Genomic DNA, 24,700 nt, shown 5'->3' with positions numbered 1-24,700 from the left:
GGCGTTCCCCCCGCGCGGCCCGACGCGCCCCCAAGGTCTTTCCTTTCGCCGCCCGTGGCCCTATAGCGGTCCTGCGGGATGACCCCGCGCCCACGCGAATGCCGGAACCCGGATGAACCTGATCACCACGACCGACGCGCTGGCCCGCTTCTGCGATGCCGCGAAGTCCGAGCCCTACGTCACCATCGACACCGAGTTCCTGCGTGAACGCACCTACTGGTCCAAGCTCTGCCTGATCCAGATGGCGCTGCCCGGCAAGACGGGGCAGGCGGTGCTGGTCGATCCGCTGGCCGAGGGGCTGTCGCTCGACCCGCTCTACGATCTGTTCCGCCACGAGGCGACGATGAAGGTGTTTCACGCCGCCCGGCAGGATCTGGAGATCTTCTTCGTCGAGGGCAAGGTGTTTCCCACGCCGCTCTTTGACACCCAGGTCGCCGCGATGGTCTGCGGCTTCGGCGAGCAGGTCGGCTACGAGACGCTGGTCAAGAAGATCGCGCACGAGCCGCTCGACAAGACCTCGCGCTTCACCGACTGGTCGCACCGCCCGCTGAGCGAGGCGCAACTGGTCTATGCGCTGGCTGACGTGACGCATCTGCGCGTGGTCTACGAACACCTCGCCCAGCAGATCGAACTCTCGGGCCGCCAGAAATGGGTCGCCGAGGAACTGGCGGTGCTGACCGATCCCGCGACCTACACCATCGCCCCCGACGAGGCCTGGACGCGGGTGAAGACGCGCACCAATTCGGGCAAGTTCCTCGCCGTGGTGAAGGAACTGGCACAGTTCCGCGAGGCCTATGCGCAGTCGCACAACGTGCCGCGCTCGCGGGTCTACAAGGACGATGCGCTGCTGGAACTCGCCTCGACCAAGCCGACCAATCACGAGGAACTTGGCCGCTCGCGGCTCTTGCTGCGCGAGGCGCGGCGCGGCGAGATCGCGGATGGAATCATCGCGGCGGTCAAGGCCGCGGCGGCGATGAAGCCCGAGGACATGCCCAAGCCCGACCTCAGCCGCGAGCAGATGCAGGTGAACCCGGCGCTGGCCGACCTGCTGCGCGTACTGCTGAAGGCGAAATCGGAAAGCGCGGGGGTGGCGGCCAAGCTGATCGCCTCGGCCGCCGATCTTGACGCCATCGCGGCGGGCGAGCGTGACCTGCCCGCCCTGCACGGCTGGCGCGCCGAGGCCTTCGGCGATGACGCCCTGCGGCTCTGCCGCGGCGAGATCGCGCTGTCGGCCAAGGGCAACGACGTCAAGGTGGTCCGCCTCTGACCGCTTTAGCGGCGGCTGGACCGGGCGTTGTTCAGGCCGGTCACGGTGATCTGGGTCACGCCGTCCAACTGCGCATCCGACAGATAGGCCGCCACCGTCACCTCGCGCGATTGCGGGGTGGACACCGGCGTTGCCGTCACCGGCGCCGCGATGGCAAAGCGGAAGGTCAGCACGCCCTTGACCGGCTTGCCGTCATTCTCGACCACCAGCGCGGCGTTCCACCAGCCCTGCGTCGGGGTCAGCCCGGTCGCGCGGATCAGCGCGCCGCCCGGACGGCGTTCCACCACCAGCGTCTCGACCTCGGCCACCATGTCGCGCGTATCGGCGGGCACCGGCTTCGCGCCGGTCACCGGGTCGACGGCGACGGACGCCGTCCGCTGCGAGCCGCCGAACCAGTTGAGCGGATTCATCCGCGACTGGCGGAACCCGCTGCAGGCGCCAAGCGCAATCGTCAGGACCAGCGCGGCAAGCAGCGGTTTCTTCATGTCTTCCCCCATCGCATCGGGTCTTGGGTAGCCCAATCCGGCGGCTTTGAAAAGCCGCTCCGCGCGGGCACTGGACCTTTGGCGGCCGCCGCCTTACCTCAACCCCAGCAAATGGAGACGCCGATGGCCACGCCCGCCTTCGAAGACCTCGCCGACACCTTCGCCTTCCTCGACGACTGGGAGGACCGTTACCGCCACCTGATCGAACTTGGCCGCGCCATGCCGCCGCTCGACGAGGCGTTCCGGGTGCCCGCCACCAGGGTGCAGGGCTGCGCGAGCCAGGTCTGGCTGTTGCCGCGGATCGACGGGCAGGGGCCCGGCGCGCGCTTCGATTTTCAGGGGGAAAGCGACGCGATGATCGTGCGCGGTCTGGTCGCGGTGCTGCATGCGCTTTATGCCGGGCTGACGGTGGCCGAGGTCGGCCGGGTCGATGCCGCGGCAGAGCTTGGGCGGCTGGGGCTGACCGAACACCTGTCATCGCAGCGCTCGAACGGGGTGCGAGCGATGGTGGAACGCATCCGCAGCGTGGCCAGCGCGGCGGCAGCGGCTTAGTTCAGCCCGCGAAATCGGTGATCACGGCCACGCCGGGCGCCGTCGGTCCGTCGAAGGCGGCGAGTTCGGCCGAAGCACCCGACAGCGGCACCCGCCGCGCGATCAGCGGCGTGAGGTTGACCCGGCCAGCTTCGATCAGCGCGAACAGGCTCGGGTAGCGCCAGCCCGGCATCCCGCGCGTGCCAAAGATCGCCAGTTGCCCGGAATAGACCGCGTCCATCGGCAGGCGCATGGTGGCGTGCGCGCCCGCGGGCATGCCGATCTGCACCATCCGCCCGCGCTTGCGCAAGGACCGCAGCGCCGCCACCGTGGTCGCCTCGATTCCCAGCGCCTCGATCGCTACATCGGCGCCGCCGCCGGTGATCTCGCGCACCTGTTCCGCCGCATTACCGCTGCGCGCATCGACCACCGCATCGGCCCCCAGCGCGGTGGCGAAGGCGAGCTTTTCCGGCACCACATCGACCATCACCACCCGCGCGCCGATCGCCCGGCCCAGCAGCAGCGCCGACAGCCCGACGCCGCCCGCGCCCTGCACCGCCAGCCACTCGCCCGGCGCCAGTGCGGCGCGGTCTGTCAGCGCATGCCACGCTGTCGTCACCCGGCAGCCGAGCGACGCGGCCAAAGCCGGGTCCATCCCTTCGGGCAGGCGCGCCAGATTGGCGTCGGCATGGGGCACGGCGACGAACTCGGCGAATGCGCCCGGCGCGGTGAAGCCGGGCAGCACTTGCATGGCGCAGATCGTCTGGTGCCCGGCGCGGCAGTCGGGGCAGGCGCCGCAGGCTAGGATGAAGGGCGCGATCACCCGATCGCCCCGGCGCCAGCCGGTGACGCGGGGGCCGACCGCTTCCACCACGCCGCAATATTCATGGCCGGGGATATGGGGCAGGGGCACCGGGTCGGCGCCGGTCCAGCCGTGCCAGTCGGACCGGCAGATGCCGCAGGCGAGCACGCGCAGCACCACGCCGTCCTCGGGGCAGACCGGGTCGGGAACCTGGCCGATCTCAAGCGGCGCGCGCCAGCCGGTCAGCCGGGCGGCGCGCATCTCAGGCGATCTCGACGGTGTATTTCTCGATCACGGTGTTGGCGAGCAGACGCTCGCACATCGCGCGCACCTCGGTTTCAGCCGCCGCACGGTCGGTGGCGGTCAGGTCGAGGTCGATCACCTTGCCTTGCCGCACGCCCGCGACGCCGGAAAACCCAAGGGTTCCAAGGGCATGGCGCACCGCCTCGCCCTGCGGGTCAAGAACGCCATCCTTCAGCATGACATGGATGCGGGCTTTCATCGCGGGGCCTTTCAGTTGATCAGGGTCGGTTTCGCGGCATGGGTCACATTGGTGGGCATCACGCCCAGCCGCTGCGCCAGTTCGGTATAGGCGTCGGTCTTGCCCGCCAGTTCGCGCGGCGGATCGTCCGGCGAGGTGATGCCGCGGGCATCCCACAGGCGGCAACTGTCGGGGCTGATCTCGTCGGCGACGATCAGGCGCTGGAAGTCGCCTTCCCAGATGCGGCCCACTTCGATGCGGAAATCGGCCAGGCGGACGCCGATGCCCATCATCACGCCCGACAGGAAGTCGTTCACCCGCAGCGCCAGCGCCACCATGTCGTCCAGATCCTGCTGGCTGGCCCAGCCGAAGGCGATGATGTGTTCTTCGGTCACCAGCGGGTCGCCGAGCTTTTCGTCCTTGAAGTAGAACTCGACGATCGGGCGCGGCAGCGGCGTGCCCTCGGGAATGCCGAGGCGGGTCGTGATCGGCCCGGCGGCGAAGTTGCGCACCACGACCTCCAGCGGGATGATCTCCACCGCGCGGATCAGTTGCTCGCGCATGTTGATGCGGCGGATGAAATGGGTCGGCACGCCGATCGAATTCAGCCCGGTCATGAAGAATTCCGACAGGCGGTTGTTCAGCACGCCCTTGCCTTCGATCGTGTCGCGGCGCTCGGTGGTGAAGGCGGCGGCGGCATCGTCCTTGAAGTACTGCACCAGCGTGCCGGGCTCGGGGCCTTCATACAGGATCTTGGCCTTGCCTTCGAAGATTTTCTTGCGCCGCGCCATGTCAACTCCGATGGGCGCACGCACCGGTGGATGCGCCCGCTTCGCCCCGCTATAGGCCAATGCGCAGGTTGTCGCAAGGCGAAGCCGGGGCTTGCGTCGCGGCCCGGCGTCGCCCACATCTGAAGCGACGATCACGAACCCGAGAGGATGCCATGTCGACCTTCGATGACCGCGAAACCGCCTTCGAGGCCAAATTTGCCCATGATGCCGAAATGCAGTTCAAGGCCGAGGCGCGGGCCAACAAGGCGCTGGGGCTCTGGGCCGCAGGCCTGCTGGGCAAATCCGGCGCCGAGGCCGAGGCCTATGCGATGGGCGTGGTCAAGGCCGACTTCACCGAAGCCGGGCACGAGGATGTGATCCGCCATGTCGCCGCCGATCTGGGCGACAAGGCCGACGCCGCCGCCGTGCGCGCCAAGCGCGCCGAATGCCTTGATGCGGTCCGCGCCGAACTGGCTAGGGGCGCGTGACGCGCGGCCCTTGGCGGTCCGCCGCATGAAGATCATGCGGATTGCGCAATTGCCTGTGGCCGCGTGACATGCGAGATCAGGGCGGTCGGGCCGACATCGGCCCGGCGACCGTTCCACATGCAAGGGGCCGAGATGAGCGACCTGCTTTCCACACTTCTCGCCTCGCGCGACTGGCTGATGGCCGATGGCGCGACGGGCACCAACCTGTTCAACATGGGCCTGTCGTCGGGCGACGCGCCCGAGATGTGGAATGTCGAGAAGCCTGACAACATCCGCAGCCTCTACCGCGGCGCGGTCGAGGCGGGCAGCGACATCTTCCTGACCAATACCTTCGGCGCCAATGCCTCGCGCCTCAAGCTGCACAATGCGCAGGGGCGCACGCATGAGCTGAACCGGATCGGCGCCGAACTGGGCCGCGAGATCGCGGACAAGGCCGGGCGCCCGGTCGTCGTCGCGGGCTCGATGGGGCCGACCGGCGAGATCATGGCGCCGATGGGCAACCTGACGCACGAGATCGCGGTGGAGGTGTTCCACGAGCAGGCCGAGGGGCTGAAGGCGGGCGGCGTCGATGTGCTGTGGGTCGAGACAATCTCCGCCGCGGAAGAGTTCAAGGCCGCCGCCGAGGCCGCCCGGCTGGCCGGAATGCCCTGGTGCGGCACGATGAGTTTCGACACCGCGGGGCGCACGATGATGGGCCTGACCTCGGCCGCGCTGGTCGATCTGGTCGAGAAACTGCCGCATCCGCCGCTCGCCTTCGGCGCCAACTGCGGCGTCGGGGCCTCGGACCTGATGCGCACGATCCTCGGCTTCGTGGCGCAGGGCACCGAGCGGCCGATCATCGCCAAGGGCAATGCGGGCATCCCGAAGTATCACGACGGCCACATCCATTACGACGGCACGCCCGCGCTGATGGCGGAATATGCCGTGCTGGCGCGCGACGCGGGCGCGCGCATCATCGGCGGCTGCTGCGGCACGATGCCGGAACACCTGCGCGCGATGCGGGCCGCGCTGGAAACCCGCCCGCGCGGGCCGCGCCCGGCGCTGGACACGATCGCCGAAAAGCTTGGCGGGTTTTCCTCGGCGTCGGACGGCACCGGCGACGATGCGGGCGGGCCGAAGCGGGAACGGCGTCGGCGCGGGTGAGGACGGCTGGCGGCCGGGGGCGCTGCCCCCGGACCCCCGGGATATTTCAGGACCGAAAGTGTTGGGTCAGAGCGCCAGGCTGAGTTGATCGCCGGGCTTCGGCGGCACCGCGAACAGGTCGGTGCGCAGCGGCGTTGACGGCCCGTCCATCCCGAGCCGCCTTGTGGCGGCGCGGAAGCGTTGCGCCATCAGGTCGGCCCATGGCCCCTCGCCGCGCATCCGTTTGCCCCAGTCGGGGTCGTAGTCCTTGCCCCCGTGCAACGCGCGCACGCGGCCCATGATGCGGGCGGCGCGGTCGGGGAAATGCGCGGTGAGCCAGTCGCGGAACAGCGGCGCGACCTCCAGCGGCAGGCGCAGCGCGATATAGGCGGCGCGGCTGGCGCCCGCGTCATGCGCGGCCTGCAGGATCGCCTCGGTTTCGTGGTCGGTCAGCGCGGGCACCACCGGGGCGATCATCACCCGCACCGGCACCCCGGCCCCGGCCAGCCGCCGGATCGTCGCCAGACGGCGGGCGGGGGCGGGCACCCGCGGTTCCATCGCGCGGGATATGGCAGGGTCGAGCGTGGTCAGCGAGATGCCGACATGGGCGAGGCCCTTTGCCGCCATCGGGGCGAGCAGGTCGAGGTCACGCTCGATCAGCGTGCCCTTGGTGGTGATCGCGACCGGGTGGTTGAAGGCCGACAGCACCTCCAGCACCTCGCGCATCACGCGGTGTTCGGCCTCGATCGGCTGGTAGGGGTCGGTGTTGGTGCCGATCGCCAGCGGGGCCGGGGCGTAGCGGCGGGCGGACAGCTCGCGTGCCAGCACGGCGCCGATGCCGGGACGGGCGATCAGCCGGGTCTCGAAATCAAGGCCGGGCGAGAACCCGAGCCAGGCGTGGCTGGGCCGCGCGAAGCAGTAGATGCAGCCATGTTCGCAGCCGCGATAGGGGTTGAGCGAGCGGTCGAACGGCAGGTCGGGCGAGGTGTTGCGGGTGATCGCGCTGCGCGGGCGTTCCAGGGTGACGGTGGTGCGCAGGGTCACCGCGTCCTCGGGCCGGTCCCAGCCGTCGGGTTCCGGCACGCGCCGTTCCGGCTCGAACCGTCCGGCGGCGTTCGAGCGGGCGCCGCGGGCGCGCAGGCGCAGGTGGGGCGGGATCGTGGCCTCGTCGGACATCGGGAAAATCTAGAACAAAAGAGAAACATGCGCCAGCCCTCGGCGGACCGCGACTTGCCATTTCCCGCCAAGTCGTGGATGACACGGCGCATGTCGCAATCCGGACAGTGCCCCCAGACCTTTGGCCGCATTTAGATCGCGACATCCGAGCGCAGGAGCAGGCCATGGCCGACGAACAAGAAATCATCCTTTCCGAACTGTCGGACGACGAACTTGTGCTGCAGATGCACGACGACCTCTACGACGGCCTGAAGGAAGAGATCGAGGAGAGCGTCCACATCCTGCTGGATCGCGGCTGGACGCCCTACGATGTGCTGACCAAGGCGCTGGTGGCGGGCATGACGATCGTCGGCTACGACTTTCGCGACGGCATCCTGTTCGTCCCCGAGGTGCTGCTGGCCGCCAACGCGATGAAGGGGGGGATGTTCATCCTCAAGCCGCTGCTGGCGGAAACCGGCGCGCCGCGCATGGGCAAGATGGTGATCGGCACCGTGAAGGGCGACATCCACGACATCGGCAAGAACCTTGTCGCGATGATGATGGAGGGCGCCGGCTTCGAGGTGCGCGATCTCGGCATCAACAACTCGGTCGACAAGTATCTGGCGGCGCTGGAAGAAGAGCAGCCCGACATCCTGGGCATGTCGGCGCTGCTGACCACCACGATGCCCTACATGAAGGTCGTTATCGACACACTGAAGGAAAAGGGCCTGCGCGAAGAGTATATCGTGCTGGTCGGCGGCGCGCCGCTGAACGAGGAATTCGGCCGCGCGATCGGCGCCGATGCTTACTGCCGCGACGCGGCGGTGGCGGTGGAAACCGCCAAGCAATACATGCTGCGCAAGCACAATCAGGCGGCGATGTCCTGAAGCAACCTCCGAGGGGGCACATGCAGGGATTGCATCCCGTTTGCGTGAACCCCCTTGGCAAACGCCCAGAACCTGCGCACATGTCGCGGCCAGGGAGGCCCTTCATGCATCTTCATCCAATGATCCGGATTGCCCTGCTGTCACTGGGCGCGGCGGGTGTCGCGCTGCTGCTGGGCTACCTGCTGCGCGGCGGGATCAGCCCGATGGATGGCGTCTGGGCCCTGCTCGCCGCGGCGCTGCTGTTGCAGCTCGCCGGGCGGCGGGCATGAGCCCCGACGACCATGCCTTGACCGAGCGGGGCCTGCCGCTCGACGCGCCGCAGGGCCGGGTATTGCTGCTGGCCTGCGGCGCACTGGCGCACGAGATCCTGGCGCTGAAACGGATCAACCACTGGGACCATCTCGACCTGACCTGCCTGCCCGCCAACCTGCACCTGTGGCCCGACCGCATTCCGGCCGCGGTGGAGGCGGCGGTGGCCGAGCATCGCGCCGACTATGAGTCGATCTTCGTGGTCTACGCCGATTGCGGCACCGGCGGATTGTTGCAGGCGAAATGCGCCGAACTGGGTGTCGAGATGGTCGAGGGGCCGCATTGCTACGCGTTCTTCGAGGGCAACGCGGCCTTCGCGGAACAGGCCGAGACCGAGTTCACCGCCTTCTACCTGACCGATTTCCTGGCGCGGCAGTTCGACGCCTTCATCTGGCGGCCGCTGGGCCTCGACCGTCACCCGGAACTGCGCGACATGTATTTCGGCAACTACACCAGGCTGGTCTACCAGGCGCAGACCGACGACGCCGCGCTGGATGCCAAGGCGCGCGATTGCGCGGCGCGGCTGGGGTTGGCCTACGAGCGCCGCTTTACCGGCTACGGCGATCTGGAAACCACGCTCGCGCGCGTGCGCTGATCCGGATTCTCGGCGAAAATTCGTGTTGGCGGGCGGCCGCGCTTTGCGGTAGGGCAGGGCCATCGTCAGCAGGGGAGCCGCCGCCATGAAAGCCGCCGTCATCACCTTTCCGGGGTCGAACTGCGACCGCGACCTGGCCGACGCCTTCGCGGCCGCGGGCGCCGAGGTCGTGCGGGTCTGGCACAAGGAAACCGCGCTGCCGACGGGCACCGACATCGTCGGCATCCCCGGCGGGTTCTCGTTCGGTGATTACCTGCGTTGCGGCGCCATTGCCGCGCGCTCGCCGATCTCGGCGGCCATTGGCGCCCATGCACGGCGCGGCGGCTATGTGCTGGGCATCTGCAACGGCTTTCAGGTGCTGACCGAGATGGGCCTGCTGCCCGGCGCGCTGATGCGCAACGCGGGCCTGCGCTTCATCTGCCGCACGGTCGGGCTGACGGTGGCGACCTCCGACAGCGCCTATACCGCGGGCTGGCACAGGGGCGCGACGGTGGCGATCCCGATCGCGCATCATGATGGCAACTATACCGCCGATGCCGATCTGGTGGCGCGGCTGACCGGCGAGGATCGCGTCGCCTTCCGCTACCGCGACAACCCCAACGGCTCGGTCGATGCGATCGCGGGCATCCTGTCGGAAAACCGTCGCGTGCTGGGGATGATGCCCCACCCCGAACGCTGCGTGAGCCCGGCGCAGGGCGGCATTGACGGCGCGGTGCTGTTTCACGCGCTGGTCGGCGCGATGGCGCCGGCCTGAGCGTCCGGCGCTTGAGACCGCGCCCGGCGCGGCGTAGTCTGCCGCCATGACGCTGAACGATCCCGCAGACGAAACCCCGCCCGATCCGGCCCGGCGCGCGCCGTGGCTGGCGCGGATCATCGTGGGCCTGCTGGTGGTGGTGGCGATCGGGGTCGTTCTGATGACGAACGACGTGCTGACCCAGCGTTTTACCGAGACGACGCGCAACCGGGCGATGCTGCGCCTCGCGCTCTATACCGGCAACGTGATGAGCGAGTTGCAGCGCACCTCGGTGGTGCCCCTGCTGCTGTCGCGCGACCCGGCGCTGATCGAAGCGCTGACCACGACCGATTTCACCTCGACCTCGCAGCGGCTGATCTCGTTGCAGGCCGAGATCGGCGCGGCGGCGATCGTGCTGTTGGACAGCGACGGCCGCGTGGTGGCCGCGACCGACCGCAACCGGATCGGCACCAACCTGAAGGCCGCGCCGGCCTTCGTCGAGGCGCAGCGGGCCAAGGATTCGGTGTTCACGGTCAACCCGCGCGACTCGGGCGGGTTCGAGTTCACCTATTCGCGCAGCCTCAGCCAGACCAACGCGACGATCGGGGTGATCGTCGTCGAGGTCGACCTGAGCAAGTATGAACGGAGCTGGGCCGGATTCTCGGACGCGGTGGTGGCGACCGACAGCGAGGGCAAGATCGTGCTGTCGACCGAACCGCGCTGGCGCGGCCATGCCCTGCAGGATGCGCTGGTCGAGCGTGACGCCCCCTCGGCGATCGAGCGGGCCTGGAACGTCACCGCCGACTGGACGCGGGCGCGCCCCGACGCCTATCTGCGCGGCCTGGCGGTGATGAAGAACTCCACCACCATTCCGTTCCGCGGCTGGAAGCTGACCGCCTTCACCCGCTACGATTCGATCCGCGAGCAGGTGAACGCCGTGCTGGCGCTGGAGATCATGGGCTTCGCCATGCTGCTGGCGCTGGCCTTCTATATCCTGTCGCGGCGGGCGGTGTCGCAATCGGTGCTGTTCCAGCGCGAGTCGGCGGAACTGCGCCAGTTGAACGCGCGCTTGCAGCGGGAAATCGCCGAACGCGAGAAAGTGCAGCAAGACTTGAACCTTGCCGAACAGACGCTGGCGCAGTCCTCCAAGCTTGCCGCGCTGGGCGAGATGGCGGCGGCGGTCAGCCATGAGCTGAACCAGCCGCTGGCGGCGATGAAGACCTATCTGGCCGGCGCGCGCCTCTTGCTGCAACGCAAGCGGCCGGAGGAGGCGCTGTCGTCGTTCCAGCGCATCGACGACCTGATCGACCGCATGGGCGCGATCACCCGGCAGTTGAAATCCTATGCCCGCAAGGGCGGCCAGGCGTTCGAGCCTGTTGACGCAAGGCATTGCGTTTCCACGGCTTTGTCGATGATGGAGCCACAATTGAAGACCCGCGCGGTGAAGATCACGCGGACCCTGCCGCGCAGCCCGGTGATGGTGATGGCCGACCGCATCCGCTATGAGCAGGTGATCATCAACCTGCTACGCAACGCGCTGGATGCGACCAAGGGCGAGCCCGATCCGCGCATCGACATCCTGCTGACGGCAGGCGAGACGGCGACGCTGACGGTGCGCGACAACGGCCACGGCATCGAGAACCTCGACCAGTTGTTCGAACCGTTCTACACCACCAAGAAGCCGGGCGAGGGGGTGGGGCTGGGGCTTGCGATCTCCTCCGGCATCGTCAAGGACTTGGGCGGACGCTTGACGGCGCGCAACGGCGAAAGCGGTGGCGCAGTGTTCGAGGTGCAACTGCCCATCCTGGCGCGGGACGTCGAAGCAGCGGAATGAGGGTCTGATGGTGCGTGCGATGAAAGTGGCGATCGTCGACGACGAGCAGGACATGCGGCAGTCGATCAGCCAGTGGCTGGCGCTGTCGGGGTTCGACGCCGAGGCCCATGCCAGTGCCGAAGAGGCGCTGAAGGTCATCGGGGCCGATTTTCCGGGCGTCGTGGTCAGCGACATCAAGATGCCGGGGATGGACGGCATGGCCTTCCTGAAGCGGCTGATGAGCATGGATTCGGGCCTGCCGGTGATCATGATCACCGGCCACGGCGACGTGCCGATGGCGGTGGAGGCGATGCGGCTGGGCGCCTACGACTTTCTGGAAAAGCCGTTCAACCCGGACCGCATGACCGAACTGGTGAAGCGCGCGACGCAGGCCCGGCGGCTGACGCTGGACAACCGCGCCCTGCGGCGTGAGCTCAGCGACGGCACCGTGCTGATGCGCAAGCTGATCGGCACCTCGGCGGTGATGGAGCGGTTGCGCGAGGATATCCTCGATCTGGGGCAGGCCGACGGGCACGTGCTGATCGACGGTGAAACTGGCACCGGCAAGACACTGGTGGCGCACGCGCTGCACGCGGTCGGGCCGCGGGCCGGGCGCAAGTTCGTCACCATCTCTTGCGCCGCGTTTTCCGAGGATGCGCTGGCGACGCGGCTCTTTGGCCCGACCGAGGAAGGCAGCGGCCTGCCGCTGGTGGAAGAGGCGCGCGGCGGCACGCTTTGCCTGGAAGACATCGAGGCGCTGAGCCAGGGGATGCAGGCGCGCCTGCTGACCCAGATCAACGACCAGGGGATGCCCGCCGAAACGCGCATCATCGCGATCTGCAACGAACACGCGCCCGACCGCACGCTGGAGGAGACGCTGCGGCCCGACCTTTACTACCGGCTGGCCGCGCTGAAGATCACCCTGCCGCCGCTGCGCACGCGCGGCGAGGATATCCTGACGCTGTTCACCCGCCTGACCGAGCAGTTCGCCGAGGAATACGGCTGCGAGGCGCCGCAACTGACCGCGCAGGAAGCGGCGCAACTGTTGCAGGCGCCCTGGCCCGGCAACGTGCGCCAACTGGTGAACATCGCCGAGCGCGCGGTGCTGCAGAACCGCCGCGGCACCGGCACCATCGCCTCGCTGCTGATGGCCGACAACGAGGCGGCCGCGCCTGCGGTGACCACCGAGGGCAAGCCGCTGAAGGACTATGTAGATGCCTTCGAGCGGATGCTGATCGACAACACGATGCGCCGCCACAAGGGTTCGATCGTCGCGGTGATGGAAGAACTGTGCCTGCCGCGCCGCACGCTGAACGAAAAGATGGCGAAATACGGGCTGAGTCGCGGCGATTACGTCTGAGGCTCGGCGGGCATCCCACTTGACGGGGAAAGGTGCCCGCAGGTAAGATCATCCTGTGGTTGTGCGGCCTGACTCTGTCGCCCGGACGAATGATCGGTCACGATCAGGCGACAACCCATAGTATCGGTTGGACTTTGATGCAAACCGAGGGTTAGGCTCCGTCGATGAGATTCGTCTTCGAGGAGAGCGAAGTCAAACCTGCGCCCGCCTTCCAAAGGATGTCCGATGTCTGCACTGATGAACATTCGCGGCGTGACCTGCCGGTTTTGTGGCCATAATACCCGACTGATGTCGCCGATCTGCGGCAAGTGCCATCAGCGCAAGAGCCTTGTGCAGCGCCTGCCGATTCTCGTGCTGCCACCGCTCGTCATCGTGATCCTGCTGGTCGGCGTGGCGACGGCCGGCCTGCTGATCAACCACGGGCTCGCGCAATAGGCGAACCCCGGCGCGCAGAATTTCCATTGTCTTTTGCTTGCCTGACCCGCTACAGTCGTGCAACGGGGGTTCCGTGTCGCCGAACCGGACCCGCCGAGTCAGTTTCGCCGCTGATTCCGATGACGGGCACCTTGCCCTTGCGATCGGAATTGGTCGGTCGATGGGTCGCAAGACCGAGGAATTGCCCGAACGGTCGGTGACGGTGCGGGCTGATAGGACGGGTGCCGACGTTGGTGCCCTGGAACAACCGCGATGGACTGCGCAGACCTGCCGAAGCCGAGACTGGGACGCCCGACCGGGCGCTCGGCTCGGCATTGGTGTCTCTGTTCGACGGCCCGCTTCGCCCGAACAAGTCACCCGACCGCTGTGAGCCGCCCGCCCGGATCTGTCCGCGCGGCCCTCGCCCCGCCAGGGTGCAATGGAACAACATGGCCACCAAGATGCTTATCGATGCCACCCACCCCGAGGAGACCCGGGTCGTGGTGGTGGACGGAAACAAGGTTGAGGAATTCGACTTTGAAACCGTCAACAAACGGCAACTCGCCGGCAACATCTACCTTGCGAAAGTCACGCGGGTAGAGCCTTCGCTGCAGGCCGCTTTCGTCGATTACGGCGGAAACCGGCACGGGTTCCTGGCGTTCTCGGAAATCCATCCGGATTATTACCAGATTCCGACGGCGGACCGTAAGGCGCTGCTGGATGAAGAACGCGCCTATGCCCGCGCGATGGAAGATGACGAGGGCCGCGAACGCTCGCGCCGCCCGCGCCCGCAGCCGCGCGCCGAAGACGCTGAGAACGGCGACGCCGTGACCAACCGCGAGATCGGCAACATGGATGTCGTCGATCTGGGCGAGGATCGCGGCGCGGATGCGCTGTATGATGCGCCGAGTGCCGAGGCGCCCGCAGCGGAGGCGCCCGCCGCCGCCGAGGATCATGACCACGCGCCCCATGACCATACCAACGGCGACAGCGTCGACGAAACCGGCGAAGAACGCAGCGAACGGCGCTATCGCGCGCTCGACCATGCCGCCGACAACGACGAAGAAATCGAGTCGATCGCCGAAGAGGACGTCGCCGAGGAAATCCGTCAGCCGCGCAAGCCGCGGGCGCGGAAATACAAGATTCAGGAAGTCGTCAAGGTCCGGCAGATCATGCTGGTCCAGGTCGTCAAGGAAGAACGCGGCAACAAGGGCGCGGCGCTGACCACCTATCTGTCGCTGGCGGGCCGCTACTGCGTGCTGATGCCCAACACCGCGCGCGGCGGCGGCATCAGCCGCAAGATCACGCAAGTGGCCGACCGCAAGAAGCTCAAAGAGATCGCGGGCGAGATCGAGGTGCCGGAAGGCGCGGGCCTGATCATCCGCACCGCGGGCGCCAAGCGCACCAAGGCCGAAATCAAGCGCGACTACGAATACCTGATGCGGCTTTGGGAAGAGATTCGCGAACTGACGCTGAAATCCATCGCGCCCGCCCCGATCTACGAGGAAGGCAACCTGATCAAGCGCACGATCCGTGACCTTTACACCCGCGAGATCGAAGAGGTTCTGGTCGAAGGCGCGGAGGGCTACCGCGTTGCCAAGGACTTCATGAAGATGATCATGCCGTCCCATGCCAAGGTGGTGCAGCAATACACCGAGCAGATGCCGCTGTTCGCGCGCTATCAGGTGGAAACCTACCTGAACGGCATGTTCAACCCGGTGGTGCAGCTCAAGTCGGGCGGCTACATCGTGATCGGCATCACCGAGGCGCTGGTGGCGATCGACGTGAACTCGGGCCGGGCCACCAAGGAAGGCTCGATCGAGGAAACCGCGCTGAAGACGAACTCGGAAGCGGCCGAGGAAATCGCGCGGCAACTGCGGCTGCGCGACCTCGCCGGGCTGATCGTGATCGACTTCATCGACATGGAAGAACGGCGCAACAACCTGGCCGTTGAAAAGCGGCTGAAGGACAAGCTGAAAACCGACCGGGCGCGCATCCAGGTGGGGCGCATCTCGGGCTTCGGCCTGCTGGAAATGAGCCGCCAGCGCCTGCGGCCGGGGATGCTGGAGGCGACCACCGCGCCCTGCCCGCATTGCCACGGCACCGGCCTGATCCGCTCGGATGACAGTCTTGCGCTGTCGATCCTGCGCCAGCTCGAGGAAGAGGGCACCCGCAAACGCTCGCGCGAGGTGCTGCTGAAGGCGCCGGTCGCGATCGTCAACTTCCTGATGAACCAGAAGCGTGAACACATCGCGCAGATCGAACTGCGCTACGGCATGTCGGTGCGCATCGAGGCCGATCCGACCCTGATCAGCCCGGATTTCTCGATCGAGAAGTTCAAGACCGCGCTGCGCGCCGTGCCGGAAGCGCATCATGTCGTGTCGGTCGATACCTCGCTGATGGATGACCTTGTCGAAGAGGACGAGGTCGAGATCGAAGAGGACGAGGCCGAGGTCGAAGAGGTGGCCGAGGTCGCCGAGGTCGCGGCGGTGGCCGAGGCGGTTCCGGGCGAAGCGCCGAACGGGCCGAAGAAGAAGCGCCGCCGTCGGCGTCGCCGCAAGAACGGCGCCGCGGGTCAGGCCGAAGGCGGCACGGACGCGCAAGGCGCCGAGGGCGACGACGGCAGCGATGACGACGGCACCGAGGACGAGGGCGAGGACGAAGCCGCCGTCGCGCAATCCGTCGCCGAGCCTGCGGCGGACGAGGCCCCGGCCAAGCCAGCGCGCCGTCGCAGCCGCAGCCGCGCCAAGCCGAAGGTCGCGGAAGAGGCCGCCGTCGAAGAGCTGACCGCGGACGAGGGCGGCGTGGCCGAAGCGGTCGCCGAGGAAACCCCGGCCCCGAAGAAGCGCGCACCCCGCAGCCGCACGCGCAAACCCGCAGCCACGGCGGAGGCGGAAGCCCCGACCGAGGTCGAGGCCCCGGCCGAGCTGGCGCCCGCGCCGCAACCGGTGGCGGTGGAACCCGCGCCGATGCCCGTGCCGGAACCGGCGATGGCCGAAACTGCCCCGGTGCCGGTGGCCGAGGTCGCCGTCGCGGCGGCCCCGCTGGCCGCACCGATGGCGGATGATGCGGTCACGGTGACCGAGACGCTGCAACCCGCGCCTGATCCGGAGGTCGCCGAGGATGGCGAGCCGAAGGCGAAAAAGCGCGGCTGGTGGTCGCTCGCCCGCTGATCCGGCGGATCGCACGAATGACGGAAGGCGCCGGGCATCCCCCGGCGCCTTTTGCTATCCGCGCCGGATCAGGAACACCTGATGCGGGCCCTCTTCGGTCTGCAACAAGAGCCTGTGCCCGGCTTCGGCGCAGAAATGCGGCACGTCGATGATCGAGGCCGGATCACTCGCGATCAGCCGCAGCACGGCCCCCGGCGGCAACCCCAGCAGCCGCTTGCGCGCGCGCAAGACGGGCAGCGGGCAGATCAGCCCGGCGGCATCAACTTCGACGTCCCACTCCATGCGCGGCGTGATAGGCCGATCATGGGCCCGCGTCCACGGCGATGTGACGCATTGGCCCCGTGACGGCGGCCGCGAAATCGTCTATCCGGCGCCAAAGGGGATGCGCATGTTCGGATTGGATCTGATCGACGCGGGGCTGCTGCCCGCGATGTTCATCGCGCTCTGCGCGGGCATATTGTCGTTCCTCAGCCCCTGTGTGCTGCCGATCGTGCCGCCTTACCTCGCCTACATGTCCGGCATCAGCATCGCCGAACTGCACGGCGCCGAGGGCACGCGCCGCAGTCCGATGGTCCCGGCGCTGTGTTTCGTGCTGGGGCTGTCGACGGTGTTCCTGTTCCTGGGCTTCACCGCCTCGGCCTTTGGCGCGTTCTTCCTGAAGAACTCCACCACCTTCGCCACGCTGTCGGGGGTGATCGTGATGGTGTTCGGCGCCCATTTCCTGGGCGTCATCACCATCCCGTTCCTGAACCGCGAGGCGCGGCTGGACGTGGGCGACCGTGGCGGATCGGCCTTCGGCGCCTATGTGCTGGGCCTTGCCTTCGCCTTTGGCTGGACGCCCTGCATCGGCCCGCAACTGGGCGCCATCCTCTCGCTTGCCGCGAACGAGGCGAGCGTCAGCCGGGGCACGCTCTTGCTGGGCGTCTATGCGCTCGGGCTGGGGCTGCCGTTCCTGGCGGTTGCCGCCTTCTTCCCGCGCCTCGCCGGGCTGATGCGCTGGATGAAGGGCCGGATGGAACGGATCGAGCGCATCATGGGGCTTTTGCTGTGGACCATCGGCCTATTGATGCTGACGGGCGGGTTTTCCAGCTTTTCCTACTGGCTGCTGGAGCATTTTCCCGGCCTCTCCAGCCTCGGCTAGCCCCTTATTTTTGCCGGAATTGCCGCCTATGCTGGCGCCATGACGGCGGCGGACGGCAGCACAGGGGGCCAAGTGGCGCGGCGGCGGGTGTTCTACATCCCCGGCTACGATCCCGTGCCCGCCCGGCGCTACCGCGAGATGTATCGCAAGGAAGGCACCGCGCAGGCCGCCATCTCGGGCTACCGCCTGACGCTGAGCCCGAGGCGCGGCCGCGGCGCCTATGGCTGGCAGGTGCAGGCCGAGGTCGACGGCGCGGCGGTGGAAACCGGGGTCGAGATGCTGATCTGGGCCGACATCGTGCGCGGCTCGATGGCGCAGGGGATCGGGGCGACCTATCTGCAACTGGCGCGCACGGCCTGGGTCTATATCGGCTCGGGCGCGCTCTTCCGGCTGATGCGGCTGCGCAAGGGGCCGATCATCGCCGCACTTTATCCCATCGTGGTGCTGCTGGCGCAACTTGGCGTGGCCGGTCTGGCCGGGGCGGTGGTGGCTGCGCTTCTGGCCCTGGTGGCGCCGCAGGTGGTGGCAGCCCTTGCCGGTCTTGCCGTCGTGCCACTGGTTCTGCGCGGGTTCCGGGCGCAGGACAGCCGATTTCTGGCCTATTACCTGATGCACGACTATGCCCATACCGCGCAGGCGCGCGGCGCGCTGCCGGACGACCTGTCCGCGCGGATGGCGGTGTTTCGCCAGGCCATCGCCGCGGCGCTGCGCGAGCCGGTGGACGAGGTGCTGGTGGTCGGCCATTCCTCGGGCGCGCATCTGGCGGTGTCGGTCCTAGCCGACCTTCTGCGCGCGGGTGAGGGTCCGCGGGCGGGGGGGCCGGTGCTGGCCTTCCTGTCGCTGGGGCAGGTGATCCCGATGGTGTCCTTCCTGCCCGATGCGTGGAAACTGCGCGACGATCTGGCCTTTCTCTCGACGCGCGACGATCTGACCTGGGTCGATGTCACCGCACCTGGCGACGGGGCCGCGTTCTCGCTGTGCGATCCGGTGGCGGTGTCGGGGGTGGCGCCGCCGGGCAAGCGCTGGCCGCTGGTGATCTCGGCGGCGTTCACCCAGACGTTGAGCCCGGAACGCTGGCGGGCGCTGCGCTGGCGGTTTTTCCGGCTGCATTTCCAGTATCTGTCCGCTTTCGACCGGCCCGGCGATTACGACTACTTCCGCATCACGGCGGGGCCGCTGACACTGGCCGCGCGCTACGCCGGGCGCGCGCCGTCGAAAAGCCGGATCGAGCGGCCGCTGTCGCGCTACACGAGCCGCGCGGCATGATCCCGCCCAAGCCCCAGCCGCGCCCCGACCGCGTGTCGCTCTGGCGCTATCTGCGGCTCTTTCGGCAAGACATCCTGTCGGCCCAGCCCGCCCGGCTTTACCGTGCCTGGATGGCCGAGTTCCGCACCCCGTTCTTTCGCAGCTACCTGTGCAACGATCCGGCGTTGATCGACCTCGTGCTGAAGGAACGCCCCGACGATTTCCCCAAGTCGGGCCGGATCGGCGAGGGCCTGCGCCCGCTGCTGGGCCGCTCGGTCTTTGTCACCAATGGCGCGGAATGGAAGCGCCAGCGCCGCATCATCGACCCCGCCTTCGAGGGCGGGCGGTTGCGCGACACCTATCCGGCGATGCTGGCGGCCGGGCAGGCGGCGGTGGCGCGGCTGGCCGAGGGCGTGCAGGAGGTCGAGGCGCCGATGAGCCATGCGGCGGCGGACGTGATCTTCCGCACCCTCTTTTCGATCCCGATCGAGCATGAGGTGGCGGCGGCGGTCTTCACCCAGTTCCGCGCGTATCAGCGCACCCAGCCGATCCTGAACCTCGCCGCTTTCGTGCCGCTGCCGCGCTGGATGCCGCGCTTCCACGCGCGCCGGACCCGGGCGACGGCGCGGGCGATCCGGGCGCTGATCACGCGGCTGACGGCGGATCGCGCGGCCGCGATTGCGGCGGGCACGGCGCCGGACGATCTGGCGACCAAGATCATGACGACGCCCGATCCGCTGACCGGGGAACTCTTTGCCACCGCCGAAATGGTCGATCAGGTCGCGATCTTCTTTCTGGCCGGGCACGAAACCTCGGCCTCGGCGCTGGCCTGGGCGCTGTATCTGCTGGCCCGCGCGCCGCAGGTGCAGGATCGGGTCGCGGCAGAGGCGGCGTCGTTGCCGGAAAACCCCGCCTTTTCAGACCTGTCCAAGCTGAGGTTCACCCGTGATGTGTTCCGCGAGGCGCTGCGGCTTTATCCGCCGGTGCCGATGATGGTGCGCGAAAACCGCTGCCCGGAGGTGTTCCGTGAGCGGGCGGTGGCTCCGGGCGCGCAGATCGTGCTGAGCCCCTGGCACCTGCACCGGCACGAACGCCTGTGGGCCGATCCCGATGCCTTCGACCCCGACCGCTGGCAGACCGAGGCCTGCCGCGCCTCGGCGCGCGACGCCTACATGCCGTTCTCGGCCGGGCCGCGGGTCTGCACCGGGGCGGGCTTCGCGATGGTGGAAGGGCCGTTGCTGCTGGCGCTGCTGGTGCGGGCGTTCCGCTTTGCGCCGGTGGCGGGGCGGGATCCGGTGCCGGTGGCGCATCTGACGGTGCGGGCCAAGGATGGCATCTGGCTGGATCTGCGCCGCCGCTGAAGCCCGATTTTTCGCCGAAAAATCAGATCAAATCTTCTGCGAAGATTTGGCGCGGACCGCGTCGAGCACGAAGACGCGGATCGCCGAGGCCAGCCCCACATCGCCGCGGCCCGCGTCGATTTCGGCCGCCAGCGTGTTGATGCCCTGTCCGCGGCTCGCGGCAATCTCGCGGAACGCCTGCCAGAACGCGGCCTCCAAAGACACGCTGGTGCGGTGCCCGGCCAGGGTCAGCGAGTGCTTGACCGGGCGGCCGCTCATTCCGGCTCGCGGGCGTGACCGTCGAGCGTGGCGCGGGCCTTGTCGGCCTGCGTCTGCTCCAGCGTCTTTTCGGCCTTGCTGCGACCGAACTTCCGCGCGTTCGCGGCGCCTTCGACCCGCGCCTTCGCCTTGGTCTGCACCTTGCGGGCGCGGTTGAGGTTGACGATCTCGACCATTACCCCTTCGGCCCCACCATGTCCTCGGGTCGCACGATGCGGTCAAAGGTCTCGCCATCGACATAGCCGAGTGCGATCGCCTCTTCCCGCAGCGTGGTACCGTTGTGGTGCGCGGTCTTGGCCACCTTGGTCGCGGCATCGTAGCCGATCGTCGGCGCCAGCGCGGTGACCAGCATCAGTGATTCCTTCATCAGCTTGTCGATCCGCACCGTGTTGGCCTCGATCCCGACCACCATGTTGTCGGTGAAACTTGCCGAGGCGTCGCCCAGAAGCTGCATGGATTGCAGCACGTTGTAGGACATCATCGGGTTGTAGACGTTCAGCTCGAAATGACCCTGGCTGCCGGCAAAGCCCACCGCCGCGTCGTTGCCCATCACATGGGCGCAGACCATCGTCAGCGCCTCGGCCTGGGTCGGGTTGACCTTGCCCGGCATGATCGAGGATCCCGGCTCGTTCTCCGGCAGGATCAGTTCGCCCAGACCCGAGCGCGGGCCGGAGCCCAAAAGGCGGATATCGTTGGCGATCTTGAACAGCGAGGCCGCGACCGTTTTCAGCGCACCCGAGAACATCACCATCGCGTCATGCGCGGCCAGCGCCTCGAACTTGTTGGGCGCGGTGACGAACGGCAGGTCGGTGATTTCAGCAATCTTGTCGGCGACGCGGACGTCCCAGCCGACGCGGGTGTTCAGCCCGGTGCCGACGGCAGTGCCGCCCTGCGCCAGTTCGTAGATGTCGGGCAGGCACATCTTCACCCGCGCAATCCCCTTGGCGACCTGCGCGGCATAGCCGGAAAACTCCTGCCCCAGCGTCAACGGGGTGGCGTCCTGGGTATGGGTGCGGCCGATCTTGATGATGTCCTTGAATTCCGCCGCTTTCGCCGCCAGCGCCGCATGCAGCTTTTCCAGCCCCGGCAGCGTCACGTCGCGCGCCTGCATGGCGATGGCAACGTGCATCGCGGTCGGGAAGGTGTCGTTCGACGACTGCCCCATGTTGACGTGATCGTTCGGGTGAACGGGCTTCTTCGAGCCCTTGACGCCGCCCAGCATTTCAATCGCGCGGTTCGAGATCACCTCGTTGGCGTTCATGTTCGACTGCGTGCCCGACCCGGTCTGCCAGACCACCAGCGGGAAGTTGTCGTCGAACTTGCCCTCGATCACCTCGGTTGCGGCGGCGGCGATCACATTGCCCAGTTCCGGCGCGATGTCGCCCTGGTCGATGTTGACCAGCGCGCAGGCCTTCTTGATCACGCCAAGCGCGCGGATGATCTTCACCGGCTGGCGTTCCCAGCCGATCGGGAAATTGATGATGGAACGCTGCGTCTGCGCGCCCCAATACTTGTCGGCGGGAACCTCGAGCGGGCCAAAGCTGTCGGTTTCGGTGCGGGTCGCGGTCATTGGCAAGCCTCCTCGAATGTCGCGAGGGGTTTAGCGGGACGGTGCTGCAAAATCAATCGGCATGCCGTCGCATACCGCAGGCGGGACGCTATTTCCGCCAACTGTCGAGGCTGACCACCTCGGCCTCCTTGGGCGGGGCGTCGTCCTCGGCTTCTTCCTCCATCTCGGCCTCGTCGTCGTCCTCGTCGTCATGCGTCTCGAAGCGCAGGCCGAATTCGACCGAGGGGTCGACGAAGGTGCGCACCGAGTCGAAGGGGATGAACATCGGTTCGGGCTGGTTGCCGAAATTCAGCGTGATGGTGAATCCTTCATCGGTGACGGTCAGGTTCTCGTACCAGTGCTGAATCACCACGGTCATCTCGGCCGGGTAGCGATCCTTCAGCCAGGCCGCCATCTGTACGCCACTGTGACGGGTGTCGAAGGTGATGAAGAAGTGATGCGCGCCGGGCAGCCCGTTCGCGGCGATGTCGGTCAGCACCTGCTGGATCAGTCCCCGCATCGCACGGTGCATCAGATTTCCGTAGTCGATGGAACGGGTCATCAAAAGGCCTTTCGCAACCGCAGTATCGTCAGCATAGGGGATTCGATTTCGAAGGGAAGAGGCCGGGTGCCGGTTTTTGCCCGGCCTCAGACCTGCACGGCCAACAGGCCGAGGCCCGCCGAAAAGGCCAGCGCCGCAGGCAGCGGCCAGTGCAGGCGCAGGATCGTCAGCCCCGCAACGGCGGTCAGCGCCAGCGCCAGCGGATCGACCGTCGTCAAGTCCGGCCAGGGCAGCGACACTGGCCCCCAGGCGGCATGGCCGACGGTGCGGAACAAGACGTGCAGCGCGAACCAGACCGACAGGTTCAGGATCACCCCCACAACCGCCGCCATCACCGCGCCAAGCGCCGCCGAAAGCCGCGGCCGCGCGGTGATCGAGTCGATCCAGGGGGCGCCGACGAAGATCCACAGAAAGCAGGGGGCGAAGGTCATCCACAGCGTCACCACCGCGCCCGCCACGCCTGCCCAAGGCCCGCCCTGCCGGTCGGCGGCGAGGTAGCCGACGAATTCGGTGACGAGGATCAGCGGCCCCGGCGTGGTTTCGGCCAGGCCGAGCCCGTCGATCATCTGGGGCGGCGTCAGCCAGTGAAAATCGGCCACCACGGTCTGCGCCATCCAGGCCAGCAGCGCGTAGGCGCCGCCAAAGGTCAGCACGGAAAGGCGGGCAAAATAGGCGCCGATGTCGGTCAGGATGCCGTGTTCGAACACCGCCAGCAGCCCAAGCGGCAGCAGCCAGATCGCCAGCCAGAGCGCGCCCGTGCGCAGCGTCGGGCCCAGCGACGCGGACGGGGCGGGCGTGGTGGCGGCGGGCCCCGTGACCGCGCCGTAAAGCGCGGCCAGCGCGATGACCAGCGGGAAGGGCAGCGCAAAGGCGAACAGCGCCACGAAAGCAAGGCCCGCGATCACCCGCTGGTTGCGCCCCTTCAGCGCGCGCCGCGCGATGCGTTGCAGCGCCTCGATCACGATCACCACGACGGCGACCTTGATCCCCAGGAACGCGGCCTGCACCAGCGGGGCGCTGCCGAAGGCTGCGTATCCCGCCGCCAGCGCCAGCATCAGCGCCGCCCCCGGCAGCACGAACAAGAGCCCCGCGACCAGCCCGCCGCGCTGCCCGTGCAGCCGCCAGCCGGCATAGGTCGCCAGTTGCATCGCCTCGGGCCCCGGCAGCAGCATGCAGAACGACAGCGCCGAGAGGAACTGCCGCTCGGTCAGCCAGCCGCGGGCGTCGACCAGCTCGCGGTGCATCAGCGCGATCTGCGCCGCCGGGCCGCCGAAGGACAGCAGGCCGATGCGGGCGAAGACGCGGGCAGCCTCGGACCGGGTCGGCGGAACCGCGTCGGTCATGCCCGCCCCGCCGGCCAGTCGTGACCTTCCTCGAAGCCGTCGCGCGCCCAGCGATAGAGCGCGTCATAGATCGTCATCCCCGCCGCGAGCTGGTCGAGGTCGTCGCGAAACTGCCGCGACAGCCCGACCGAGATCGCCAGCAGCCCGGCCGCCTGCGGCGCGAGGTCGTGCCGGTCGGTATCGGCGGCGCGCACCACGGTTGCGAGGCGCAGCAGGGGGTCGGTGCGAAGGCAGAACTCCTCCACCATCGTGTCGAATGTGCAACCTTCGCCCCGGTGGCTCCAGAATACGCCGTCGATGTCGAACGGGGTCGCGCCGAAGACCTTGGCGACGGCGGGCACCTCGGCGGGCGCCACGAACAGGAACTGCGCCGCGGGATCGACGAAGCGGCGGATCAGCCAGGGGCAGGCGATGCGGTCGATCTTGGGGCGGTGGCGGGTGACCCAGAGCGACCCCGGCACGGCGGCCAGCGGAACCATCGGCTGTCCGGCGGCGCGCCAGCCCGCGACGCCGTCCTCCAGCCGTTCGGCGGCGATGCCGCGGGTCCGCAGGAGTGCGGCCGCGCCTTCGCTGAGCTTGGCGCCGCGCTGGCAGGCGACCACAACCCGTCGCCCGGCCAGCGCCGGAACCAGGTCCAGCACATCGGCGAAGGGGTGCGGACGCGATCCGGGGATCAGGGCGGGGTCCAGCGCACTGTCTTCGGGCAGGCGCACGTCGAGGATGGCGGGGGCATCGGCAAGGCCGATCAGGCGCGAAAGCTGCGCGATGGTCATGGTGTTGGGGGCAGGCATGGGCATCCTCGCTGAAACGTTCAGACGGATGCGACGCTTGGGCTTGCGCCTCAAGGGGCGTTCGC

The 24,700-nt window shown here is 68.1% G+C and carries 27 protein-coding genes; 15 read left to right on the top strand and 12 right to left on the bottom strand.

Annotated elements, in window-relative coordinates; genetic code table 11:
- Positions 1 to 112: 112 nt before the first annotated feature.
- On the top strand, positions 113 to 1,267 hold the full coding sequence (rnd, locus tag AC11WY_RS09950; RefSeq protein ID WP_482924940.1) for a ribonuclease D: 1,155 nt from the start codon (positions 113 to 115) through the stop codon (positions 1,265 to 1,267).
- 5 nt (positions 1,268 to 1,272) lie between these two features.
- Here rnd and AC11WY_RS09945 read toward each other — a convergent pair whose 3' ends face one another.
- Positions 1,273 to 1,752 (bottom strand): hypothetical protein, encoded by a 480-nt coding sequence (locus AC11WY_RS09945; protein ID WP_482924938.1) that lies wholly within the window; start codon positions 1,750 to 1,752, stop codon positions 1,273 to 1,275.
- 123 nt (positions 1,753 to 1,875) lie between these two features.
- On the opposite strand from AC11WY_RS09945, the gene AC11WY_RS09940 reads away from it, so the two are divergent.
- A complete protein-coding gene (locus tag AC11WY_RS09940; RefSeq protein ID WP_482924936.1) occupies positions 1,876 to 2,304 on the top strand; it encodes a SufE family protein in 429 nt (142 codons plus the stop codon).
- 1 nt (position 2,305) lies between these two features.
- Here the strand turns inward: AC11WY_RS09940 and AC11WY_RS09935 are convergent, their stop codons facing one another.
- From AC11WY_RS09935 to AC11WY_RS09925, 3 genes are read right to left on the bottom strand one after another with little or no spacing between them, the layout of a single operon-like run.
- Positions 2,306 to 3,346 carry a zinc-dependent alcohol dehydrogenase family protein gene (locus AC11WY_RS09935; RefSeq protein ID WP_482924934.1) on the bottom strand — a complete coding sequence of 347 codons (1,041 nt, stop codon included), beginning with the start codon at positions 3,344 to 3,346 and terminating at the stop codon, positions 2,306 to 2,308.
- 1 nt (position 3,347) lies between these two features.
- A complete protein-coding gene (gene purS, locus AC11WY_RS09930; RefSeq protein ID WP_482924932.1) occupies positions 3,348 to 3,587 on the bottom strand; it encodes a phosphoribosylformylglycinamidine synthase subunit PurS in 240 nt (79 codons plus the stop codon).
- A gap of 11 nt (positions 3,588 to 3,598) precedes the next feature.
- Positions 3,599 to 4,357, bottom strand: coding sequence for a phosphoribosylaminoimidazolesuccinocarboxamide synthase (locus tag AC11WY_RS09925; RefSeq protein WP_482924930.1), 759 nt, complete (start codon positions 4,355 to 4,357; stop codon positions 3,599 to 3,601).
- Positions 4,358 to 4,509: 152 nt separating this feature from the next.
- Between AC11WY_RS09925 and AC11WY_RS09920 the strand changes: the two genes are divergently transcribed.
- Positions 4,510 to 4,824: a DUF1476 domain-containing protein gene (locus AC11WY_RS09920; protein ID WP_482924928.1), complete on the top strand. Its 315-nt coding sequence runs from the start codon at positions 4,510 to 4,512 to the stop codon at positions 4,822 to 4,824.
- A gap of 132 nt (positions 4,825 to 4,956) precedes the next feature.
- Positions 4,957 to 5,967 carry a betaine--homocysteine S-methyltransferase gene (gene bmt, locus AC11WY_RS09915; protein ID WP_482924926.1) on the top strand — a complete coding sequence of 337 codons (1,011 nt, stop codon included), beginning with the start codon at positions 4,957 to 4,959 and terminating at the stop codon, positions 5,965 to 5,967.
- Positions 5,968 to 6,033: 66 nt separating this feature from the next.
- Here bmt and AC11WY_RS09910 read toward each other — a convergent pair whose 3' ends face one another.
- Positions 6,034 to 7,122, bottom strand: coding sequence for a PA0069 family radical SAM protein (locus AC11WY_RS09910; RefSeq protein WP_482924924.1), 1,089 nt, complete (start codon positions 7,120 to 7,122; stop codon positions 6,034 to 6,036).
- Between the two features lie 164 nt (positions 7,123 to 7,286).
- Between AC11WY_RS09910 and AC11WY_RS09905 the strand changes: the two genes are divergently transcribed.
- The 8 genes from AC11WY_RS09905 (at position 7,287) to AC11WY_RS09870 (ending at position 16,385) form a co-directional block, all read left to right on the top strand.
- Positions 7,287 to 7,988, top strand: a complete 702-nt coding sequence (locus AC11WY_RS09905) for a corrinoid protein (RefSeq protein ID WP_482924922.1) — start codon at positions 7,287 to 7,289, stop codon at positions 7,986 to 7,988.
- A gap of 104 nt (positions 7,989 to 8,092) precedes the next feature.
- Positions 8,093 to 8,257, top strand: coding sequence for a hypothetical protein (locus tag AC11WY_RS09900; protein WP_482924920.1), 165 nt, complete (start codon positions 8,093 to 8,095; stop codon positions 8,255 to 8,257).
- Positions 8,254 to 8,892 (top strand): DUF1638 domain-containing protein, encoded by a 639-nt coding sequence (locus AC11WY_RS09895; RefSeq protein ID WP_482924918.1) that lies wholly within the window; start codon positions 8,254 to 8,256, stop codon positions 8,890 to 8,892. The genes AC11WY_RS09900 and AC11WY_RS09895 overlap by 4 nt, the downstream gene beginning before the upstream one ends.
- Positions 8,893 to 8,977: 85 nt before the next feature.
- Positions 8,978 to 9,646, top strand: coding sequence for a phosphoribosylformylglycinamidine synthase subunit PurQ (purQ, locus tag AC11WY_RS09890; protein WP_482924916.1), 669 nt, complete (start codon positions 8,978 to 8,980; stop codon positions 9,644 to 9,646).
- Positions 9,647 to 9,692: 46 nt separating this feature from the next.
- Positions 9,693 to 11,459 carry a sensor histidine kinase gene (locus tag AC11WY_RS09885; protein WP_482924914.1) on the top strand — a complete coding sequence of 589 codons (1,767 nt, stop codon included), beginning with the start codon at positions 9,693 to 9,695 and terminating at the stop codon, positions 11,457 to 11,459.
- A 7-nt stretch (positions 11,460 to 11,466) separates the two neighbouring features.
- Positions 11,467 to 12,798: a sigma-54-dependent transcriptional regulator gene (locus tag AC11WY_RS09880; protein ID WP_482924912.1), complete on the top strand. Its 1,332-nt coding sequence runs from the start codon at positions 11,467 to 11,469 to the stop codon at positions 12,796 to 12,798.
- Positions 12,799 to 13,023: 225 nt separating this feature from the next.
- The gene (locus AC11WY_RS09875) at positions 13,024 to 13,233 is read left to right on the top strand and encodes a hypothetical protein (RefSeq protein WP_482924910.1); all 210 of its coding nucleotides are present in this window, start codon (positions 13,024 to 13,026) and stop codon (positions 13,231 to 13,233) included.
- A gap of 428 nt (positions 13,234 to 13,661) precedes the next feature.
- Positions 13,662 to 16,385, top strand: coding sequence for an Rne/Rng family ribonuclease (locus AC11WY_RS09870; RefSeq protein ID WP_482924908.1), 2,724 nt, complete (start codon positions 13,662 to 13,664; stop codon positions 16,383 to 16,385).
- 54 nt (positions 16,386 to 16,439) lie between these two features.
- Here the strand turns inward: AC11WY_RS09870 and AC11WY_RS09865 are convergent, their stop codons facing one another.
- The gene (locus AC11WY_RS09865; RefSeq protein WP_482924907.1) at positions 16,440 to 16,667 is read right to left on the bottom strand and encodes a sulfurtransferase TusA family protein; all 228 of its coding nucleotides are present in this window, start codon (positions 16,665 to 16,667) and stop codon (positions 16,440 to 16,442) included.
- A 106-nt stretch (positions 16,668 to 16,773) separates the two neighbouring features.
- Between AC11WY_RS09865 and AC11WY_RS09860 the strand changes: the two genes are divergently transcribed.
- Genes AC11WY_RS09860 through AC11WY_RS09850 form a run of 3 tightly spaced genes read left to right on the top strand, consistent with a single transcriptional unit; the run spans position 16,774 to position 20,132 of the window.
- Positions 16,774 to 17,526, top strand: coding sequence for a cytochrome c biogenesis CcdA family protein (locus AC11WY_RS09860; protein WP_482924905.1), 753 nt, complete (start codon positions 16,774 to 16,776; stop codon positions 17,524 to 17,526).
- Positions 17,527 to 17,565: 39 nt separating this feature from the next.
- Complete coding sequence (locus AC11WY_RS09855; protein WP_482924903.1) at positions 17,566 to 18,792, top strand: hypothetical protein; 1,227 nt, start codon at positions 17,566 to 17,568, stop codon at positions 18,790 to 18,792.
- Complete coding sequence (locus tag AC11WY_RS09850) at positions 18,789 to 20,132, top strand: cytochrome P450 (RefSeq protein ID WP_482924901.1); 1,344 nt, start codon at positions 18,789 to 18,791, stop codon at positions 20,130 to 20,132. The genes AC11WY_RS09855 and AC11WY_RS09850 overlap by 4 nt, the downstream gene beginning before the upstream one ends.
- Before the next feature lie 27 nt (positions 20,133 to 20,159).
- Here AC11WY_RS09850 and AC11WY_RS09845 read toward each other — a convergent pair whose 3' ends face one another.
- From AC11WY_RS09845 to AC11WY_RS09820, 6 genes are all read right to left on the bottom strand, one after another.
- Positions 20,160 to 20,390, bottom strand: coding sequence for a ribbon-helix-helix domain-containing protein (locus AC11WY_RS09845; RefSeq protein WP_482924899.1), 231 nt, complete (start codon positions 20,388 to 20,390; stop codon positions 20,160 to 20,162).
- On the bottom strand, positions 20,387 to 20,566 hold the full coding sequence (locus tag AC11WY_RS09840) for a DUF4169 family protein (RefSeq protein WP_482924897.1): 180 nt from the start codon (positions 20,564 to 20,566) through the stop codon (positions 20,387 to 20,389). Before AC11WY_RS09840 ends, AC11WY_RS09845 begins: the two co-directional genes overlap by 4 nt.
- Positions 20,566 to 21,960 (bottom strand): class II fumarate hydratase, encoded by a 1,395-nt coding sequence (fumC, locus tag AC11WY_RS09835; RefSeq protein ID WP_482924895.1) that lies wholly within the window; start codon positions 21,958 to 21,960, stop codon positions 20,566 to 20,568. The genes AC11WY_RS09840 and fumC overlap by 1 nt, the downstream gene beginning before the upstream one ends.
- 88 nt (positions 21,961 to 22,048) lie before the next feature.
- Positions 22,049 to 22,501, bottom strand: a complete 453-nt coding sequence (locus AC11WY_RS09830) for an SspB family protein (protein WP_482924893.1) — start codon at positions 22,499 to 22,501, stop codon at positions 22,049 to 22,051.
- 86 nt (positions 22,502 to 22,587) lie between these two features.
- The gene (gene chrA, locus AC11WY_RS09825; RefSeq protein ID WP_482924891.1) at positions 22,588 to 23,844 is read right to left on the bottom strand and encodes a chromate efflux transporter; all 1,257 of its coding nucleotides are present in this window, start codon (positions 23,842 to 23,844) and stop codon (positions 22,588 to 22,590) included.
- On the bottom strand, positions 23,841 to 24,635 hold the full coding sequence (locus AC11WY_RS09820; RefSeq protein WP_482924889.1) for a chromate resistance protein ChrB domain-containing protein: 795 nt from the start codon (positions 24,633 to 24,635) through the stop codon (positions 23,841 to 23,843). Before AC11WY_RS09820 ends, chrA begins: the two co-directional genes overlap by 4 nt.
- Positions 24,636 to 24,700: the final 65 nt, after the last annotated feature.

The sequence above is a fragment of the Solirhodobacter sp. genome, assembly GCF_964715405.1.
The sequence above is the reverse complement of the archived record's forward strand: the minus strand, read 5'-3'. Positions and strand labels throughout refer to the sequence as shown.